General features: G+C 30.6%; 15 protein-coding genes and 3 pseudogenes. 9 read left to right on the top strand and 9 right to left on the bottom strand.

Translation table 11 applies throughout. The annotated features are described in order from the left end of the window. Positions 1–82 precede the first annotated feature (82 nt). Positions 83–388 carry a TM2 domain-containing protein gene (locus tag PYW35_RS00595; RefSeq protein WP_103322561.1) on the bottom strand — a complete coding sequence of 102 codons (306 nt, stop codon included), beginning with the start codon at positions 386–388 and terminating at the stop codon, positions 83–85. A 162-nt stretch (positions 389–550) separates the two neighbouring features. On the opposite strand from PYW35_RS00595, the gene PYW35_RS00590 reads away from it, so the two are divergent. From PYW35_RS00590 to PYW35_RS00565, 6 genes and pseudogenes are all read left to right on the top strand, one after another. Continuing rightward, positions 551–1,462, top strand: coding sequence for a hypothetical protein (locus tag PYW35_RS00590; protein ID WP_103322562.1), 912 nt, complete (start codon positions 551–553; stop codon positions 1,460–1,462). A 99-nt stretch (positions 1,463–1,561) separates the two neighbouring features. Further along, on the top strand, positions 1,562–2,284 hold the full coding sequence (locus tag PYW35_RS00585) for an NAD-dependent protein deacylase (protein ID WP_103322563.1): 723 nt from the start codon (positions 1,562–1,564) through the stop codon (positions 2,282–2,284). Between the two features lie 326 nt (positions 2,285–2,610). Further along, positions 2,611–2,925 carry an ArsR/SmtB family transcription factor gene (locus PYW35_RS00580; RefSeq protein ID WP_031920611.1) on the top strand — a complete coding sequence of 105 codons (315 nt, stop codon included), beginning with the start codon at positions 2,611–2,613 and terminating at the stop codon, positions 2,923–2,925. Beyond that, positions 2,925–4,214, top strand: coding sequence for an arsenite efflux transporter membrane subunit ArsB (gene arsB / locus PYW35_RS00575; protein ID WP_103322564.1), 1,290 nt, complete (start codon positions 2,925–2,927; stop codon positions 4,212–4,214). The genes PYW35_RS00580 and arsB overlap by 1 nt, the downstream gene beginning before the upstream one ends. Positions 4,215–4,231: 17 nt before the next feature. Then, the gene (gene arsC / locus PYW35_RS00570; RefSeq protein WP_103322565.1) at positions 4,232–4,627 is read left to right on the top strand and encodes an arsenate reductase (thioredoxin); all 396 of its coding nucleotides are present in this window, start codon (positions 4,232–4,234) and stop codon (positions 4,625–4,627) included. A 348-nt stretch (positions 4,628–4,975) separates the two neighbouring features. Next, positions 4,976–6,037: pseudogene (locus tag PYW35_RS00565) on the top strand (IS256 family transposase); the annotation flags it as partial. 102 nt (positions 6,038–6,139) lie between these two features. Here PYW35_RS00565 and PYW35_RS00560 read toward each other — a convergent pair. Together PYW35_RS00560 and PYW35_RS00555 are read right to left on the bottom strand one after the other, a co-directional pair. Continuing rightward, positions 6,140–7,291: a zinc-dependent alcohol dehydrogenase gene (locus PYW35_RS00560; protein WP_103322567.1), complete on the bottom strand. Its 1,152-nt coding sequence runs from the start codon at positions 7,289–7,291 to the stop codon at positions 6,140–6,142. A 282-nt stretch (positions 7,292–7,573) separates the two neighbouring features. After that, complete coding sequence (locus PYW35_RS00555; protein ID WP_103322568.1) at positions 7,574–8,485, bottom strand: DMT family transporter; 912 nt, start codon at positions 8,483–8,485, stop codon at positions 7,574–7,576. A 126-nt stretch (positions 8,486–8,611) separates the two neighbouring features. Between PYW35_RS00555 and pdxR the strand changes: the two genes are divergently transcribed. After that, on the top strand, positions 8,612–10,024 hold the full coding sequence (gene pdxR / locus PYW35_RS00550) for a MocR-like pyridoxine biosynthesis transcription factor PdxR (RefSeq protein WP_103322569.1): 1,413 nt from the start codon (positions 8,612–8,614) through the stop codon (positions 10,022–10,024). Positions 10,025–10,581: 557 nt separating this feature from the next. On the opposite strand, the gene PYW35_RS00545 is transcribed toward pdxR, so the two are convergent. The 3 genes from PYW35_RS00545 to chrA all read right to left on the bottom strand — a co-directional run bounded on the left by PYW35_RS00545 (position 10,582) and on the right by chrA (position 13,592). After that, positions 10,582–11,097, bottom strand: a complete 516-nt coding sequence (locus PYW35_RS00545) for a type 1 glutamine amidotransferase domain-containing protein (RefSeq protein WP_103322570.1) — start codon at positions 11,095–11,097, stop codon at positions 10,582–10,584. Between the two features lie 183 nt (positions 11,098–11,280). Then, positions 11,281–12,318 (bottom strand): 2,3-butanediol dehydrogenase, encoded by a 1,038-nt coding sequence (locus tag PYW35_RS00540; RefSeq protein WP_103322571.1) that lies wholly within the window; start codon positions 12,316–12,318, stop codon positions 11,281–11,283. Between the two features lie 110 nt (positions 12,319–12,428). Then, positions 12,429–13,592, bottom strand: coding sequence for a chromate efflux transporter (chrA, locus tag PYW35_RS00535; RefSeq protein ID WP_204107872.1), 1,164 nt, complete (start codon positions 13,590–13,592; stop codon positions 12,429–12,431). Between the two features lie 273 nt (positions 13,593–13,865). On the opposite strand from chrA, the gene PYW35_RS00530 reads away from it, so the two are divergent. Further along, a complete protein-coding gene (locus tag PYW35_RS00530; protein WP_016910997.1) occupies positions 13,866–14,405 on the top strand; it encodes a hypothetical protein in 540 nt (179 codons plus the stop codon). 140 nt (positions 14,406–14,545) lie between these two features. Here PYW35_RS00530 and PYW35_RS00525 read toward each other — a convergent pair whose 3' ends face one another. From PYW35_RS00525 to PYW35_RS00515, 3 genes and pseudogenes are all read right to left on the bottom strand, one after another. Continuing rightward, positions 14,546–14,974 carry an Hsp20/alpha crystallin family protein gene (locus PYW35_RS00525; protein ID WP_103323596.1) on the bottom strand — a complete coding sequence of 143 codons (429 nt, stop codon included), beginning with the start codon at positions 14,972–14,974 and terminating at the stop codon, positions 14,546–14,548. A 21-nt stretch (positions 14,975–14,995) separates the two neighbouring features. Then, positions 14,996–15,163 (bottom strand): hypothetical protein, encoded by a 168-nt coding sequence (locus PYW35_RS00520; RefSeq protein ID WP_169925718.1) that lies wholly within the window; start codon positions 15,161–15,163, stop codon positions 14,996–14,998. A gap of 974 nt (positions 15,164–16,137) precedes the next feature. Then, positions 16,138–16,821: pseudogene (locus PYW35_RS00515) on the bottom strand (protein rep); the annotation flags it as partial. Positions 16,822–16,991: 170 nt separating this feature from the next. Here PYW35_RS00515 and PYW35_RS00510 point away from each other — a divergent pair. Next, positions 16,992–17,152: pseudogene (locus PYW35_RS00510) on the top strand (ParA family protein); the annotation flags it as partial. Positions 17,153–17,449: the final 297 nt, after the last annotated feature.

Raw genomic sequence — 17,449 nt, 5'->3', positions numbered from 1 at the left:
TTTCAAACAAAAAAACAGGGAATGAGACGACGAAATCTAAATAAACATTTTAGATTTCTATCTCACTCCCTGTTAGCTCAAATTAATTATTGCTCATAATTTTCACTTCTGAAATAGCTTGTTCTCTTATTGATTGTTCATTTCTTCTTTTCCAACTTGGAATCAGAAGCGCATCTATAATAAGCCAAATGAACATAAAAATTCCAAAACTCCACCAAGATGTAAATAAAGTTATCAAAAGTAATACTATAGCAGAACATGTCTTACCATAATAAAACCTATGCCCTCCAAGTGCACCTAGAAAAAACCATAATACATAAGATATTACTAGTGATTTAGAACGATTAGCAACTTGCTGTTCAACATATGATTTCTCATCTAAATTCATTACATTGTCCCCTATTTATATTATTTAATATAACAATATTAACATCCTAATATTACAATTATAACTTTGATTAAAAAAACATTTAAAAATAAAAAGATTTTTAACAATTAATTCTGTATAATAATTTGTAACAATAATATTTATTTTAGAAGGAGGAATTTTATGAAATTTAAATACTTAGGCATTGGTGTTATTTTAGCTACTATGACGCTATCAGCATGTGATATCAATATTAATACAGGTTCTGGTAGTGATACTAAAGACGCTAAAGACTCAAACGAACAAGCAGAAAATAGTAATGACAACAATAATGACGATAACCAATCATCGTCAAATAACAATACATCATCAGATAATAATAATCAGAAGCGTAATAGCAATAATGACAAAAGCATTGTCACTCGAGGAAATGTAATTGATTTTGTTGAATCTTATGAAGGTCATAGTTTAGATACTGTTCAATATAATTACAAAGAACCTGAAAAAGATGATAATGGTAGTTGGGGATTTTCATTCACTGACAACGATGGTGATTTAGCTGGTTCTTACATTGTTGATAAATACGGTAACGTCACGAAATATGATGAAGATGGCGAAATTGATAACAATGATGATGACTATAGTGCCAGTGTCACTCGTGGAAATGTAATTGATTTTGTTGAATCTTATGAAGGTCACAGTTTAGATACTGATCAATATACTTACAAAGAACCTGAAAAAAATGATAAAGGTAATTGGGGTTTCTCATTTACTGATAAAGATGGTAATTTAGCTGGCTCTTACATTGTTGATAAATACGGTAGCGTCACGAAATATGATGAAGATGGCGAAATTGATAACAGTGATGACGACGATAGTACTAGTGTCACTCGTGGAAATGTAATCGATTTTGTTGAATCTTACGAAGGTCACAGTTTAGATACTGATCAATATACTTACAAAGAACCCGAACAAAGTAATAACGGAGACTGGGGATTCTCATTCACTGATAAAGATGGTAATTTAGCCGGCTCTTACATTGTTGATGAATATGGCGATGTAACGAAATATGATGAAGATGGAGATCCAGAATAAAGGAATATATAATAAAAAGCGAAGTGCTTTAACGCTTCGCTTTTTATATTTGATAAAATACTTTTTTAAATTTAAAATTAACTAAATGGAGTGAGCTATATGAACCGTAAAATTGAACAATTCAAAGACATTATAGATGCATCTAATAAAATCACATTTTTCACAGGTGCTGGTGTGTCTGTAGCAAGTGGTATTCCTGATTTTCGTTCTATGGGTGGTTTATTTGATGAAATTTCAAAAGATGGTTACTCACCTGAATATTTACTAAGTACGGATTATCTACAAGATGACCCTGAAGGATTTGTTGAATTTTATCATAAACGCTTACTTATAGCAGATAAAAAACCAAATCTCGTTCACGAATGGATCGCACAACTTGAAAAAGACCATCGATCATTAGGTGTCATTACCCAAAATATCGACGCTCTACATTCTGATGCAGGAAGTTCTAAAGTAGATGAACTTCATGGTACATTAAATCGATTTTATTGTATTGAATGCCACAAAACATATACTAAGAACTATGTCATGGATCATCATTTACGTCAGTGTGAAGATTGCAGTAATACCATTAGACCTGACATTGTACTTTATGGGGAAGTCTTAAATCAAAGTACTATAAGTCATGCTATTCAAAAAATAAAAGAAGCAGACACATTAGTTGTCTTAGGCTCCTCACTAGTCGTTCAACCAGCTGCAGGATTAATTTCTAATTTCGAAGGACAAAACCTCGTTATCATTAATAGAGACCCTACGCCTTATGATAGAGAAGCTGATCTTGTCATGAATGACGATATGGTCACGGTAGTAAAAGAGATCTAATAATTTTATTAGATCTCTTTTGTAATATGGTCTCATTAATTATAACTTTCACAAAAAACTACCCTCAATACCATTAAATTCAACCTCTCTTTATGAAAAAAATAAAATGCAACTTCGTTTATGATACGTTTCGTAATTCTGAAGTATGCAACCCCATTTTCATATTGTGAATTAATGAAAAACCGCATCGCTTATGATATCTTTCTGCTTATCGGTAGATGATGCGGTTTTTTCTCATTCCTCAATCCCATAGATCCACAAGAACAAATTACATAGACAATTATATATATAGATGATAATCTATATAACGTAAGGGAGGTATGGCTATGTCTTATCAAGAACTAGCATCAATATTAAAAGTTTTATCTGATCCAAGCAGATTAGAAATAATAGATTTACTTTCATGTGGTGAACTATGTGCTTGTGATTTACTGGAACATTTTCAATTTTCACAGCCAACGCTAAGTCATCATATGAAGTCATTAGTCGATAAGCAATTAGTTTTTTCACGAAAAGAAGGTAATAAACATATGTATCGACTTAATCATGAAATTTTAGATGATGTTAATCACAATTTAAATCTTATTAATACATCTAATGAACGATGTGTATGTAAAAGTATGAAACAAGGTGAGTGTTGATGACAATATTAGCAATTGTGATTTTTCTTTTAACTTTACTCTTTGTGATATGGCAACCGAAAGGTTTAGATATTGGTATTACAGCTTTAATTGGAGCTGTCGTTGCTATCATTACGGGAGTCGTAAGTTTTTCTGATGTATTAGAAGTAACAGGTATTGTTTGGAATGCTACCTTAACATTTGTAGCTGTTATTCTTATTTCATTAATATTAGATGAAATTGGATTTTTCGAATGGTCTGCGATACATATGGTTAAGGCTTCAAACGGTAATGGATTAAAAATGTTTGTTTTCATCATGATATTAGGGGCAATTGGAGCAGCATTTTTCGCCAATGATGGTGCAGCTTTAATCTTAACGCCCATTGTATTAGCGATGGTAAGGAATCTAGGATTTAATAAAAAAATGATTTTCCCCTTTATTATTGCCTGTGGTTTTATTGCAGATACTACATCACTGCCCTTAATTGTAAGTAACTTAGTTAATATTGTTTCTGCAGATTACTTTGATATTGGATTTGTTGAGTATTTTAGTCGAATGATTATTCCTAATATATTCTCTCTGATTGCTAGTATCCTTGTTTTATGGTTATATTTCAGAAAATCTATACCTAAAAGGTTCGATACAGAAAATCTTTCAGACCCTAAAAATGCAATTAAAGACCCTAAATTATTTAAGCTTTCATGGATTGTATTAGCATTACTACTTGTGGGTTATCTTGTTAGTGAGTTTATTCAAATACCTGTGTCAATCATTGCTGGTATTATTGCTCTTATCTTTGTAATATTAGCTCGTAAATCTAAAGCAGTTCATACAAAACAAGTCATTAAAGGAGCACCATGGAATATTGTTGTATTCTCTATTGGTATGTACCTTGTTGTGTTTGGACTAAAAAATGTAGGTATTACAACGATTCTTGGGGATATCCTAACAAATATTTCAAGTTATGGGTTGTTCAGCAGTATTATGGGTATGGGCTTTATAGCTGCTTTCTTATCTTCAATCATGAACAACATGCCAACTGTTTTAATAGATGCAATAGCGATTGGTCAATCCAGTGCTACAGGTATATTAAAAGAAGGTATGATTTATGCGAATGTCATAGGTTCTGATTTAGGACCTAAAATAACACCGATTGGTTCTTTAGCAACATTATTGTGGCTACATGTCTTAACACAAAAAGGTGTGAAGATTTCGTGGGGAACATACTTTAAAACTGGAATTATCATTACTATTCCAGTCCTATTTGTAACACTCTTAGGTTTATACCTTACACTAATCATATTTTAAGAAAAGAGGCTTTAATTATGGATAAGAAAACAATTTATTTTATATGTACAGGAAACTCTTGTCGTAGCCAAATGGCTGAAGGTTGGGGAAAGGAAATATTGGGTGAAGATTGGAATGTCTATTCTGCTGGTATTGAAACGCATGGTGTTAATCCTAAAGCAATAGAAGCTATGAAAGAAGTAGATATTGATATATCAAACCATACGTCAGACTTGATTGATAATAATATTTTAAAACAATCAGATTTGGTCGTAACGTTATGTAGTGATGCAGACGATAATTGTCCTATTTTACCACCAAACGTTAAAAAAGAGCATTGGGGTTTTGAGGATCCAGCAGGTAAAGAATGGTCAGAATTTCAACGTGTTAGAGACGAGATTAAATTAGCTATAGAAAAGTTTAAATTGAGATAATAATAAACACCTCTTATTAACTAAATAAGGGGTGTTTTGCCATTTAAAAAACAAAATTTGTGCCATATAACTCCAAAAATGACAGCCGAACAAAAACTTACAGGTGAGGAAATCGCAAAAAAACAGGGAGTGTAAAATAAACTGTGTAAGTAGAGAACGTACGACTCTACTTCACAGTTTATTTTTTATATAATCTAGCGCGCTATCGCTTACTATATTCGTAAAAAGTGTTGGTTAAAACTCAAACCAACGACTTTTTACGGATACCAAGCTAAATACTATGCATAGTGTTAAAATACACTTAATAAAACTTGGAGGTTTGTTATGGCTAGAAAAAAACGAGATCCTAAATCTGACAAAACTACCGAAAATAGACGCAATGGATATGGGAATAAAACACTTAATACCACTAAAGGTAACATTGAAATCAATGTCCCAAGAGATAGAGATGCCTCATTTGAACCACAGTTAATAAAGAAACGTCAGCGTGATGTTTCTGAAATCGAAGATAAAGTAATTTCTATGTATGCCAAGGGCATGTCACAACGTGATATTTCTTCAACAATAGAAGATATCTATGGTTTCTCTGTATCTCATGAAATGATCTCTGATATTACTGATGCTGTTATTCCTGAAATGGAAGAATGGCAAGCTAGACCGTTGGAAAAGTGCTATACATTTGTATTTGTGGATTGTTTATATACTAAAATTAGAACTGATTATGAAATTAAAGAATATGCAATATACACTATTCTAGGGTACACGATTGATGGAAAGAAACAAATACTTGGTTTATGGCTTAATGAAACAGAAAGCAAGCATAAGTGGATGCAAATATTTGATGAAATAAAGGCTCGTGGTGTCGAAGACATCTTCTTTTTATCTATAGATGGTGTTTCTGGCTTAGAATCCGGAGTTAAGGCTATTTTTCCTAAAACAATTGTTCAAAGATGTATTGTACATTTAGTTAGAAATTCTATTAAATACGAACCAAGTAAAGACTATAAAGCTTTTACTTCTTTATTAAGAAAGGTTTATGGGGCAACATCACTTAAAGCTTGTCATACTGCTTTTGAAGCATTTAAACAACAATGGTCTCAATATCCTGGTACGGTTGATGTTTGGAAACGTAACTTCACTCACGTTGAACAGCTGTTTGATTATGGTAGTAATATTCGTAAAATCATGTATACAACTAACGCGGTAGAAAGTATTCATCCTAGTTACCGAAAGGTTACAAAAAAAGGTGCATTCCCAAATGAGAATGCACTCTTAAAATTACTCTTTATTCGAACGAAAGAACTTCAAAAGAAATGGTCCACTGGTTACATTCCAAACTGGTCTATGGTTATGAACCAGCTTCTTTTACATGATCAAATTAAGGATAGAGTTATTAAGTATCTTGAATAACTTACACACTTAATTTGACAAAGCCCCTTTTTTTAATGAGATAAACTATCTCCTCTAACAATATCCAATAATTTAATAGTCGAGAACAAAAGTTTTTATAGTCTATTCTGGTTTAAATACAACCTTGATGTTGTTATCCTTCTTCTGATCAAATACTTTGTAAGCTTCGTCTGCCTCTTCAAGTGGGAAAGTATGTGTAATAATTTCTGTAGGATCAAATACTTCATCTTTAATCATCTCGTAAAGTTTAGGCATTAGATGAATAACAGGAGCCTGTCCACTTGTTACTGTAATATCACGGTTAAATATTAAATCTATAGGGAAATTATCAGCAGGTGATCCATATATACCGGTAAGCTGTATTGTCCCAAACTTTCTTACTGATTCAGTAGCAGTAAGTATAGGACTTATTGTTCCACGTTGTTGAGAATGCTTAGATAGCTCCTGTTCTGGACTCGATTGCTGTCCATCCATTCCTACACAATCAATAACAACATCTGCGCCACCTCGCGTTTTTTCTTTAAGAACTTTACCTATTTCTTGTTCTTCATCAAAGTTATACACTTCAGCACCATTGTACTTTTTAGCGTGATTGAGACGATGCTGTACATTGTCAATCGCAATCACTCTCTCTGCACCTTTTAGTTTCGCAAACTTCTGCGCCATTAAACCGATAGGACCACAACCTAATACAATAACTGTATCTCCGGGTTTAACGCCTGAGTGTTCTACACTCCAGTAAGCAGTAGGTACAACGTCTGATAAGAATAAAACTTGCTCATCTTTTAGATTGTTATCAGGAACCTTAAATGAAGAAAAGTCAGCATGAGGCACTCTTAAGTATTCTGCCTGTCCTCCCCAGTGATTACCATGAAGATTACCAAAACCGAATAGTCCACCATTATCTAATTTCCAGTTCGCTGGTGTTTCATTAGAATTGTCACACTGAGATTCCATGTCGTTATTGCAGTAGAAACATTCTCCACACCCAATATTAAAAGGTATTACCACACGATCTCCTTTCTTTAGTTTTTTTACATCTTTTCCTGTCTCTTCAACAATACCCATCGGTTCATGTCCAATGACAAAACCAGGTTCCATGAATAAATCACCTTGATGATATAAATGTAAATCTGAACCACAAATCCCAGATGCTGTTATCTTTATAATTGCATCAGTTGATTCAATAATCTTAGCATCTTCAACTTTTTCCATCTTCATCTTCTTATGTCCTTGATAAGTGACTGCTTTCATAAAATAACACTCCATTCTAAATATTATTTACAAGCATGCTAAAATATACCTCTTTCCTCGACTTATAAACATAAATCTTTTATAGAATCAATCATCTTAGTATGAGAATACATGCTCATTTTTTTATAAGAATATCTTCATTTGTGTTAATGAGGATTATTTCATATAAAATTAAAGAGTAGATTATTAGTCTCCTCTCATACTGTCGACACTCTAAGACACTTTTTTAAAGAAGTGTCTTTTTTAGACTACTTTATAGCTTAAAAGTTTTGAAAAATTTGTTTAATTTTCATACTTAATTTTTTTTGGCGTAGTTAAAACTACGACAGCTATAATAATAAATAGCCCGCCTACTAGTTGATAGTATCCAAAAGATTCATTCAACCAAGTAATTGAAATGATTATGGCAACAAGAGGTTCTATACTGGATAAAATACTTGTTTCAGATGGAGATAAATACTTTAAACTTCCGATATAGAGAAGAAATGAAAGAGTTCCACTTACAATCACACCTAATAACATAACGGTTGTTGTGATTGTTAAGTCTTCAATAAAATTTTGAATACTGAATCTTAAATTTAATAAAAGGGAAAATACACCTGCGATTAACATCCCCCATCCAACCACAAGAATGACTCCCCATTTTTTGATTAAAGAAACCGGTTGTATAGTATAAAATGTAAAACCTAACATTGTAAAAATTCCAAAGATAATACCTTGTTTTGTTAGAAGAATATTTTGATAAGAACCATTTGTGATTAAAAAATAGAGACCAATTAAAGCTATAACTATAGAAATAAATTGTCTGGCAGTTGGTAGCTGCTTGATTTGTATGGATACATAAATTGTAATAAGTATTGGAGCAAAAAACTGAAACAACATAGCCGTGACAGCATTGCTTACATTAATTGTCTCAATAAAAAAGTATTGAGCACCTAGCATACCAATAGCACCAAATAATATGAGTTGAATCCTGTGACCTGGATGCTTCCAAATTTCAAAGATTTGTTTTTTTGAAAAAGAAAGATACAAGAGAAGAAAAATTCCAGCTAATATTAAGCGAAAAACAAGAAAGTCTATGGATGAAATACTGGAATGTTGGAAAAGCCACTGTATCATGGGCCCCGATAGTCCCCAAAGAGTTGCTCCGCTAATAATCATAATAAATCCCATATGTTGATTTTGTTGATTCATTTTAACCCTCCATTGTTGTTAATTTTTTATTTCTATGATGTAAAAATCGTACTCTTGAGTTATTATAGTGAATATCTGACTCTTTTATAAGTGCCAGTATTTTATTAGTAGAGGGGGCCAGGGTTAATGTTACAGTTAACACCGAATTTTGACGTTGAAGGCAAAGATCCGATATATATCCAGTTATATTCGTATATTAAACAAGAGATAAAGAAAAAAAGATTATTACCTGAAATGAAATTGCCTTCAAAACGAAAACTTTCTCAGCATCTTTGCGTTAGTCAAAATACTGTTGAATCTGCCTATGGGCAGTTAGTTGCTGAAGGATACTTAAAATCACTTCCTAGAAAAGGATATTATGTTTGCGATATTGAAGAAGAGGGTTTTAAAATAAATTATCAAAATCCCCAGTATGTGGAAGAAAAATTAAATAAAAACCATGGTTATACCTATGATTTTGCATACACTGGTGTTGATCCAGAATCTTTTCCTTTTAACCTTTATAGAAAGTTGGTAAATGAAACACTTCAAAGTGATAACAAACAAATATTACAGTTAGGCCATCCTCAAGGAGAGCTATATTTACGAAAAGCCATTGCGGATTATATTTACGAAGCAAGAGGAGTAAAATGTTATCCAAGTCAAATTGTTATCGGGTCTGGAACACAAACTTTAATGAAGATACTGTTTCTGTTATTACCAAAGAGCAAATTTGCTGTTGAAGATCCTGGCTATCATAGGAAAATGATATTGTTTGAAAAAGAAGCAAATCAAGTAGAATTTATCCCAATCGATTCAGAAGGTATGCTTGTTTCCCATTTAAGTAAATCTGATGCAAATGTAGCTATTGTTACGCCATCCCATCAGTTTCCTAGTGGTATGATTATGCCAATTTCAAAACGTCTACAAATATTGAAATGGTCGAAAGAGCAAAAAGACCGTTATATTATTGAAGATGATTATGATAGTGAATTTCGATATAGTGGTAAACCAGTACCCGCGCTTCAAGGGTTAGATACTGGAGAAAATGTGATTTACATGGGGACGTTCTCCAAATTACTATTACCTTCTCTGCGTGTTAGTTATATGGTTTTACCAATTTCTCTAATCAAGATCTACCAAGAAGACTTTTTCTTTTATGCTCAAACAGTCTCTCGCATAGATCAAAATATCTTAAAAGAATTTTTAAATAGAGGACATTGGGAAAAACATATTCAAAAAATGAAAGTAGTTTATCGAAAAAAAAGAGATGTATTAATTACAGCTATTTCAAAATATTTCCCAAAAAGTGTTGAAGTTATAGGCGAAGACGCTGGTTTGCATTTAACCTTGCGTTTAAATAATGGTATGACAGAAAAAGAGGCTATTAATCAAGCAGCAAAATTTGGTGTAAAAGTAAATTCTATTTCTGAATACGGGGAAAATGATGGTCAAACTGTTCTTCTTGGTTTTGCCATACTATCCATAGAAGAAATAAAAGCAGCAGTTAAACTGCTTGCAAAAGCATGGTTTGAAAAAAAAACAAGTAATCATTATTAAAGTTTTCTTTTTCAATGGTTATTTGACATAGAATCATTGTTCCTATAATGACGTATTCAAGAACAAAAGAAAAAACATACATATTTAAATCTAAGAATTTATTTATGATGAATATTACAATAGTCATATATGTCCAAATAATCAATTACTTACTTTTAAGAGAACTATGGCGACAGTTCATAGATTATACAAAACTAATCCTAGTATATGCAAAGCATGTCCACTATTAAATGAATGTATAGAAAACAGAAGCTATACTTGGGAAATTCGGGGATATGTTTGGTAATACGATTTCGTGATGTAAAAGAACAGCATGGTATGAGAAGGGCTAGATAATGAGGTGTTACAAAAGTTTCCATGGACATCACGCTAATTTGTGCTGGCATGAATCTTAAAAAGTTGGCAATGTTGCTCGTGAAAGAGTTATAAATAACCTAGTCTAGGCTTTAATTTAGTGAAATTACTAATTCAAATAAAAAAACAAACTGAACTTATAAAATTAAGTTCAGTTTGTCCATAGTTTGAGAGGAGACTATTAGTTTCCTCTTTAAAAATGATTATTTTAATAAATTTACAGATTCACGGTTAAAGTCTTCTAAATCATCAGGCGTACGTGAAGTGACGATATTATCAGAAACTACAACTGATTCATCTACTACTGTTGCACCAGCGTTTTCTAAATCTTTACGAACTGATAAGAAACTTGTTAATTTTTTACCTTTTAATAAGTCTGTATCGATTAATAGCTGTGGTCCATGACAAATCGCAAATACAGGCTTTTCATTTTGAACGAAATGTTTTGTAAATTCTCCAAAACGACCTTCTTCATCTCCACGTAACATATCTGGTGAGAATCCCCCTGGGATAAGTAATGCGTCAAAATCTTCAGGTTTTATATCGTTAATCGCTCTATCTACTGTTACTTCAGTATCTTCAGACTTACCTTTTACTGTACCTGTTTCTTTTCCTATTACAGTAATGTCATGTCCTTCGTTTTTTAAAGCCTCAACTGGACTTGTATATTCAACGTCTTCAAAATAATTATCTAGTACAACAGCAATTTTTTTTGCCATAAATAAATTCCTCCTAAAGTTATCAATAATAATATATACCCACTCCATAATCATTAAAACATATAAAGCTCCTAACAGCCTTATTTCAGGATTGAGAGATTGCTAAACACGTAGTAGTCAGTTGATCTATTATATATATTGATAAAAGTGGGGTAGTAAACTCATTAGTTGTTATAACCTATATTATAATTTAACAAGAATTTTGGATTGTGATTTATCATTTACAAGTTGTTCAAACCCTGATTCTACAATATCACTTAACTCAATTTCATCAGTGATGACATCTTTTACTTTTAAATTACCTTCATTAATCAAATCTATCGTTTGTTGAAATGTAGTTGGTGTATAAGCAATTGTTGAAGTAAGTTTTACACCTGTATTCGTTAATTGCATTGGGTTCCATTCAATAGGATGGCCGAATATAGAAACTATAACAACAATACCTCTTGCTTTAGTAACATCTATTGCTGATTTAAGTGTTTGGGCTACACCAGCTATCTCAAATGATACATCAACGCCGTTATCAGTGTATTTACTAATAATATCACTTGGATCTGATTCACCAGAATTTATAGTATGAGTGGCGCCTACTGCTTTAGCTTTATTAAGTCGTTCTTCTGATAAATCGAAAACAAATATTTTGCTAGCACCAGCTGCTTTGGCTGCTATTATTGTTAATAAACCAATTGGTCCTGCACCAAAAATAGCAACAGTATCGCCAAATAGAACTTCCCCTTCTTTAATTGCTTGAACTGCAACAGCTGTTGGTTCTACGAGAGCCCCTTCTTTATCTGAAACATTATCAGGTAATTCATAAACATTCTCTTCTGGGACATTTGTGAATTCTGCAAATCCCCCATCAGAACCTAAGCCTATAAATGAATAACCATCATAAAGATCAATATTTTCTTCTTTTTCACGATTTGAAACTGTAGGGTTAATGACAACACGATCGCCTTTATTAAATTTCGTAACTTTAGAACCAATATCATCTACTATGCCTGCAAATTCGTGTCCTAATGTAACAGGAGCTTTTTGACCAAGAAATGGGTCTGGCTTATCTGTTGAAATAAATATAGGACCTTCTAAGTATTCATGTAAATCTGTACCACAAATTCCAGCCCAAGTCACTTTAACTTTGACTTCATTGTCTTTTAAATCTTTAGATTTTCGCTCTTCAACTCGTACATCTTTCTTACCATACCAAACTGCTGCTCTCATTAATAAAACCTCCTTAGTTAATCTAATTTAATAGTATGCTCTTTTAAAGTGGGTTTCAAATAAACTAACCTTTTAATACTGTACTTCTAAATTATTTTATTTAAATTAGATTAATAAAATAGAATACCTAAAATAATACCTATTAAAACAATAGACCAAGAAGGAAATTTAAAATACATTAATAATACGAACAATAGGCTAACTAAAGCGAAATCTAATTCTGATTTAATCGTTGACGTCCAAATAGGATTATAAAAAGCAGCAATAAGAATGCCGACTACGCTGGAACTTATACCTTTTAAAAAGCCTTCAGCATATATATTAGACTTAATATTATCCCAGAATGGCAAAATTCCAAATAGCAAAAGAAACGCAGGTAGAAAAATAGCAATAGTAGCCAAAATCCCCCCTGAAATTCCTTCTATAGACATACCAATATATGAAGCAAACGTAAATAATGGACCGGGTACAGCTTGAGCAACAGCATAACCTGTTAGGAAGTTATCGGGTGATATTAAACCTGATGGTACAAACTCATTTTTCAATAAAGGTAAGACAACATGTCCTCCCCCAAAAACTAAAGAACCCGATCTATAAAAACTATCAAACATTTTTAACCATAGATTATTGGTTATAGAACTAGCTATAGGTAATATAGTTAAGAGTAAAAAGAATAATGATAAAGAAACTAAACCTAATTTTTTAGGTAAGATAAACGTTTTGTTTTTTATTTTATTTCTAGATGTTGTATCTTTTCTTAGAAAGATAAGACCATATAAACCAGTTATTAATAGTGCAATAACTTGTATATAAAGATTATTTATTACTAATGCTAATATAAGTACAAATAATGCCAATGTAATAGTGGTTTTAGTATTTGTTAATTTTTTCCCCATACCAATAATGGCTTGAGCTACAATGGCAACAGCTACTAGTTTTAAGCCTTGTATCCAAGTGAAATTCGCATCACTATTTGTAAATAGCATTGAAAATATCATTAGCATAATTACAGAAGGAAGAGTAAATCCTATAAATGAGATAATACCTCCTATGATTCCTCCTCTCATAGTTCCAATACCAATGCCTACTTGGCTACTTGCAGGACCAGGTAAAAACTGGCATAGTGCTACCAAATCAGAGTACTCTTTTTCATCAAGCCACTTTCTTTTCTTCACATACTCATCATAAAAATAACCTAAATGGGCAGTAGGTCCACCGAATGATAATAAACCAAGTTTTAATGCTACCAAAAAAATGTTTGTATATTTATTCATAAAGGGCTCCTTATATTTCGTTGGTTAACTCTTTTAATTTTCCATTTCTAGTTTTAACCATACAATTGTGTAAATTCTTTATACGTACTACAGAAAAACTAGTTAGATAATTTTCATCATAATAATTATTGATGATTTTCTGATTTATAACTTTATTTTTAAACCTGAATTACTAAAATGACAACTCAATTATACATCATTTATTTTATATTATTAACTATAGCTTGTATTATATAGATAGAGTAGAACTAATTTATTATAAGGAGGAATTTAATGTTAAATATTTTACAAGCAATTGGTTCAATTGGAACATTTATTATGGCGATTTTATATTTCGTTTCAGTAATGATACAAATAAGACAAATCAAGATTTCTTTTATACCATTCTTGGCTTTCGATCAGATTATTATTGAACAAACTCAACGTTTGAAATTAAAGAATTTAACTGAATCTGATACTGACTATGTAAATACTGCTTTTAAACTACAAAATTTAGGTGGTGGGACTGCTAAAAATATTGATATAAAAGTTTATTTAGATGAAGATGAAAATGAAGTTTTACAAGAAAAACATATAAATATTTTGCCTAGTAATAAATTTTATTTAATGCCTATTAATAAAAAAGCCTTTGAAGAGTTTGAAGATACAATTAAGAATAATGGCTATACAACTAACATGTATATAAATATAAAATATTTTAGCCAAATCTCTAAAAGGCAAAATAGTATCACATATAGAGTAAATATTGAGGAGTTTGTTAATTTAGATGATAAAGATTTGTATGAAATGACATTTGAGACTTTTAATTCATAAACCATAGTGAATTTCAAACGATAAGTATTTAATATTTCGGCATAAATGCGTGATCTAACTTTTGTCATAACGTTTAGTAAAACATAATACAAAATTAAAAAAGAGATGTGAAATTAGATTCACATCTCTTTTTTTAACTATCACTTGATATCTATTACTTTTCTTTGATTATTTTCAGTTTTTGGTAAATCTACAGATAAAATACCATCTTCAAATTTAGCTTCAATATTATCTTCGTCTATATTATTAAGTGAATACATTCTCTTCACATTGCTATATGATCTTTCTTTTTGAATTACTTTACCTTCATTATCTTTTTCTTCATTCACCTGATTATTTTCTCCAGAAATTATTAACATGCCATTTTCATAAGAAATATCTATTTGATCTTTTGAAAAGCCTGGAAGCTCAGCTTTTAATTCATATCTATCTTCTTTTTCATTAATATCAGTTTTTATAGTTTTTTGGTCAGGTAAATTACTAAAAATTTGTCTTCCAAAGTCTCTAAACAATTCACTAGCAGTCATATCAAAATAATCTTTTCCAAATGGTTTTAAATCATAAGCCATGATAATCACTCCTTATAATAATTAACCTATTTTTTGATTAATACTTTTGACATACTCCAAATAATTTAAATATTCTTCCCAATTACTATTAAATTCAAATTCGATAAAAGGACAAAACTCAAATACACCATCAAAATTAGACATATTCTTAAAAGGAATTAGTTTTTTTGAATTTTCATCTAAATTCATATCAACCCCTCCCTACAAAGGATATAACTATTTTCACTATATATAACATAAAGGTCAAAGATGGTCAATATTTTTTATTTATTACTTTAAATCCATTCTCTTGAAATTTTACATAAACTCACTTATTATCTAAATATACAAAATTCATAAAACAGTTTATTAATTTAAATGATGTCGCTATAACAATCTTTGGTCGGAGGGTTAGCGACTTCTTTTTTTATTCATTTCTTACTTTATATTTTTAGATATTTAGATTCTTTCTAATAAATATAACTTCTCCAAGATTTCCTAATTTCAATTTTAAATTCTCAAATCTGCGTTATTTTTTCAAACTATACATTTTTATACACGTTTTATTTTGCATTTTAAGCCCTTTTTTAGAGCTTTAAATTTAAAACTTTATCAAAGTATTATATAACCCAAGAAATACATTTAAAAGACAAATAAGAAGCACATAAGCATATATTTAAAATGCAATTAACTCACAATAGGCATACAACCTTTTTTGCAGCTTAAATATATATTTTCTTGTTTTTATCTTAGTTTGAAGAAATTCGACAATTGTTGGTATAAAAAGTATATCGATAATATCAGAAGTCACAACAATAATAGTATACTTTTTATACCTATATTGTTGTACATTATAATTATTATATTTAATATTACCCATCTATATGCAAAATCATTTTGCATACATTTTTCTAAGTTCCAGCAGAGGCGAAAATCATCAAAAATGTGACAAATCAATATTTATGACCCCACGAATAAAATCGATAAATCCTTTGAAATGTAAGGCTTTGCCAGACCCATCAATTTTAATTGATGACATATTTTCCTTATGCTCTTACAAAAAATTAGCGAGTAAACTAATATACTTGTCTACTTACATACTATATACAGTAAGTATGTATGCAATATGCTTGTATACATAAAAAAACGCTAGCCTTTAGCTAACATTTCATATCTTAATGTTTTTATTTTTCTTCTTCAATTTCGTGAATCATTTGATGATTAATCGCCTTTTTCTCTTGTTCTGTTAATTCAAAAAGTTCAATCGCTAAATATTCTTTTTTAGCCCAAATATAAAAGATTTGATAAATATATGCTGTCGGATCAATTTCTTTTAAGTAATCTAAATCACCATTTTTTAATAGCTTTCGTGCTTCTTTAAACAAACCAGAATATACTAAAACTTGTTTCCCTTTTAACGCACGATAATAAGCATCTAATACTTTTTGACTACTCAAGTAATCACTATCTTTCCCTGAATACTTGGCTATTTCATACAATTCTTTATCATTATTCGTTCTGACCTTTTGAGCAAAAACTTGCGTGATTTCTGGCATGCTGGTCACATCTCGTCATAAATTTAACCATTCTGATTGGCTAATATAATAATCTTTATCTGTAAGATATGATTTATTAATCGCAATCAATACATGAAAATGAGGATGGTAATCGTCACGATTTTTATTGTATGTAATTTCTAACTTTCTAACATAACCTTTAACAGCTTTTTTAAATTTTGTTCGTTTACTCAATCTTCTAAATGATTGATTATAATGCTTAATTTCATTTTCTAAATCTTCTTTAGACACATTAGGTGTTGTTAACATTTAAAATATAAAATTTTTCTGCTGATCCTGTTTAATATATTTGTGTAAACTAAAGTCTTGTATTTTGCGTCATATGTTTTTGTTTAGTAGTAGTTTTATTTATATATAGTTTATTAGATTTCGTTTGTTTCTGAATAGATTGAAAATAATGTATATTATTGATTCTAATATGCTTAGATAATGAATATATTATACTCTAAGGAGTTTAATATATGTCAGTTATAACTAATGGTAATTTCAAAGGAGGAGTAGGTAAAACTACTGTATCAACTTTATTATTATATATTGCTTCTGAAAGATATGACAAAAGGGTTTATTAGTCGATTTTGATCCGCAATGCAATGCCACTCAAATCATGAAAAGAACTTATCCAGCACCTATAAAGTGTACTCAACGTAATACCTTTACTTTTTTTAAAAGTTTCAAAAAATCTTTTAGATTTTAAAGACAGAGTTTTTTTATCATTATACTAGAATGAAAATGAAATATTTTAAAACAAAAATATTAATGATGTTTAGATAAGGGTAAAATAGTGAAGTATATAATGATAATAACTTAGGAGCTATGAAATTGAATAATGTTAAAGGTAAAGTATAATGATTACCCAAAAGGTATTTTGGAGATGGTAGATAATAATAATTTTCATCTCCACCAATTACAGAAAAAGCTA

Source organism: Mammaliicoccus vitulinus (assembly GCF_029024305.1).
GTDB classification, from domain to species: Bacteria; Bacillota; Bacilli; order Staphylococcales; family Staphylococcaceae; genus Mammaliicoccus; species Mammaliicoccus vitulinus.
The sequence above is the reverse complement of the archived record's forward strand: the minus strand, read 5'-3'. Positions and strand labels throughout refer to the sequence as shown.